2 protein-coding genes and 1 pseudogene are annotated in these 2,622 nt (G+C 76.7%); all 3 read right to left on the bottom strand.

Going from position 1 to position 2,622, the window contains the following annotated elements; translation table 11 throughout:
- Positions 1 to 516: Gfo/Idh/MocA family oxidoreductase (locus IE312_RS41200; RefSeq protein ID WP_229900259.1), on the bottom strand; the 516-nt coding region annotated here is incomplete at its 3' end.
- Positions 513 to 1,649 (bottom strand): saccharopine dehydrogenase NADP-binding domain-containing protein, encoded by a 1,137-nt coding sequence (locus IE312_RS21630; RefSeq protein WP_189983996.1) that lies wholly within the window; start codon positions 1,647 to 1,649, stop codon positions 513 to 515. The genes IE312_RS21630 and IE312_RS41200, both read right to left, overlap by 4 nt.
- A pseudogene (locus tag IE312_RS41195) lies at positions 1,646 to 2,622 on the bottom strand (hypothetical protein); the annotation flags it as partial. The pseudogene IE312_RS41195 and the gene IE312_RS21630, both read right to left, overlap by 4 nt.

Genomic DNA, 2,622 nt, shown 5'->3' with positions numbered 1-2,622 from the left:
CCCGAGGGTCCGGCCGAGGATGTCGAAGAGGGTGTACAGCAGCTGGAAGCCGCAGACGGCGTCGACGTGCAACGGCCGCTGGTCGGCCAGCAGCCGGCGAGCGGCGGCGATGAACCGCCGTACGGGCTCCACGTGCACGTAGTGGCTGTTGAGCCGGTACACCACCCGGTGGTCCCGGGCCGCCCGCAGGCAGTCGGCCAGTTCCCTGGCGTGCAACGGGTGTTCCTGGAGGACGCCGAGGCCGCGGGCCATCAGCTGCTGCGCGAGCCGGGCGCCGGGACCGCCGTTGAGGCCGGCACCGACCACCACGCAGCACGCCTCGACGTCCTCGGGGACCTGCTCGGGAGCGGTGAACAGCGGCACGCCGTAGTGCCGGGCGATCCGCACGGAGCGTTCGCTGCCCCGGGCCAGGACACCGGCCAGTTCGTACGGGGAGTCGGGCCGGGCCGTCCCCGCCAGGTACACCCGGCCGAACTTGGTGCCGGCCACCACGACGCGGGGCCGTCCGCCGGTCACAGTTCGCCCTCCTCCGGGGCGGAGACCTCGTCCAGCGGGCGGTCGAAGAGGTCGAGCGAGGTCACGGCCGCCAGGGCCCGCAGCCGTTCGACCACGGGGCCGGGGTCCAGCACCTCGGCCGCGTAGTGGACCCCGTGGGGCACCTGCCCGGAGAGCAGCGCACCGGCGGCGACGGCGACGACGGCGCCGGTCAGCTCGTAGGTGTCGGTGCCGCGCAGCACCAGGGCGCGCACCGCGTCCCGGCCGGCGCTGCGCCCGGTCAGCTCCAGGACGAACAGCTGGTAGGGGTCCCGTCCGAACAGGTCGAGACCGGCGGCCTCGATGAGGTCGCGGGCGGCCGGCTCCAGCGCGCTCTGCCCGGTCATGGCGCCCTGCAGACGGCCGAGGGTCTTGAGCATGCGGGAGCCGCCGTCGAAGACGTTGTACCAGTCGACGGTGGCCAGTCCCAGGTCGCGGGCGAGCCGTTCGACCTCGTAGCTGAGGTAGGGGTAGGCGCTGACCGTGCCCGGGAAGAAGGGCAGCTCGGTGTCGTTGAGCGGTTGCAGGACGCGCAGCACGCGGGCGCCGCCGCGCCAGGCGGACTGGGCCTCGCCGTAGGCGCCGCCGAGGCTGAGCAGGTAGTCGCCGGCGCCGGCCGGGGTGAGCCGGTCCATGGTGCCGACGTAGCCGAGGAGCCGGTGCGGTTCCTCGACGCCCTGGGCGGCCAGCCAGCGCGGCAGCAGACCGGTGAGGCCGGGCATCATGCCGGCGGTGAGGACGGCGGCGCGTCCGTGTCCGGCGGGGTCGCGTTCGGACAGGGCGCGGTGCACCGGTTCGTCGCCGCCCGCGTCGACATAGTCGGCACCGGCGGCGAACGCGGCCTTCGCGACCGTGTCCAGCACACGGTAGGAGGGGCCCGCGCAGTTGACGACCACGGTGCTGCCGGTGCAGAACGCGGCGAGCGAGGCGGGGTCGGTCAGGTCCACGGCGTGCGGCTCGGCCCGGTCGCCCAGGCGGGCGGCACAGCCGGCCGCCTCGTCGAGGCGGCGGCCGCCGATGCGCAGCCGGGCCCGGGGGTGGGCGGCGGCCAGTTCGCGGGCGGCGACCGCGCCGACCGCGCCGTAGCCGCCGAGGACGGCGAGGGTGGGAGTCACCGGAGGCCCTCCTGGTGGGGGGTCGCAGTGGTCAGGGCGGCGGCCAGTTCGGCCGTGTGCTCGGCGGACAGGCAGGTGAAGTGGTCGCCGGGCACGGTCCGGGTCCGCAGCCGGCCGAGGCACAGCTGCTGCCAGTAGCGGGTGGCGTCGGCGGCCAGCGACGGCCACAGCGGCGTGTCGTCGCGGTGCAGGAGCAGGGTGATGTCGCCGGTGTAGGGGTCCGGGCGGTGGGCCGCCGCGGCCCGGGCGAGCAGGCGGTGGGCGGCGTAGCGGTCGCGGACCGCCTCCGTGCTGCCGCCCAGGGCGGCGGCGAGCCGCGCCCACCGCTCGTCGGCGGGGACGGCCGCCAGGCGGGCGTACGCGGCGGCGGTCCCGGCGAGGCCGCCGTCCAGCTCGGCGAACGCGCCGGCGGGCACCTTGCCGGGGGTGCGGGCCAGTACGGCGGCCAGGGCGGCGCCGGTGGCCCGCTGGTCGGGCCACCCCAGCGCGCCCGGGTCCGCTCCGCTGCCGAGCACGAAGAGGTACTCGGCGAAGACCGGGTCCTCGACCACCGCGGGCAGGGGGTAACTGCTGATGACGGTCAGTTCGACGTCGGCTCCGCCCTCGGTGAGCTGCCGGGCCGTCTCAGCCGCGAGCAGGGCTCCGCCGTGGGCCCCGACCAGGCGGAAGCGGGTGTGTCCGGTGGCGCGCAGCAGCCGGGCCCGTTCGTGGGCGACGCGCTCGATCACGGTGTGCGCGGCGGCGTCGGGGCGGGCGCCGAGGGGGTGTGCGGCGGAGGCGTCGAGCAGGGGGCCCGTCTCCTCCAGCCGGTCGCACAGGTCCTGGTGCGCGGGGCCGGCGGGGAAACCCTCCCGGAACACCGCCCACAGCCGGTCGCCGGGACCGCCCGCGGACACGACGGGCATCGGTGCCCCGGGGCCGGTCTCCTGGGGTGCCGTGGTGGGGGCCGCGGCGGGTGCCGGGGAGGCGGTGA

Origin of the sequence: Streptomyces capoamus (genome assembly GCF_014654935.1) — a bacterium.
Classification (GTDB): domain Bacteria; phylum Actinomycetota; class Actinomycetes; order Streptomycetales; family Streptomycetaceae; genus Streptomyces; species Streptomyces capoamus.
This window is presented reverse-complemented; position numbering and strand designations above follow the sequence as displayed.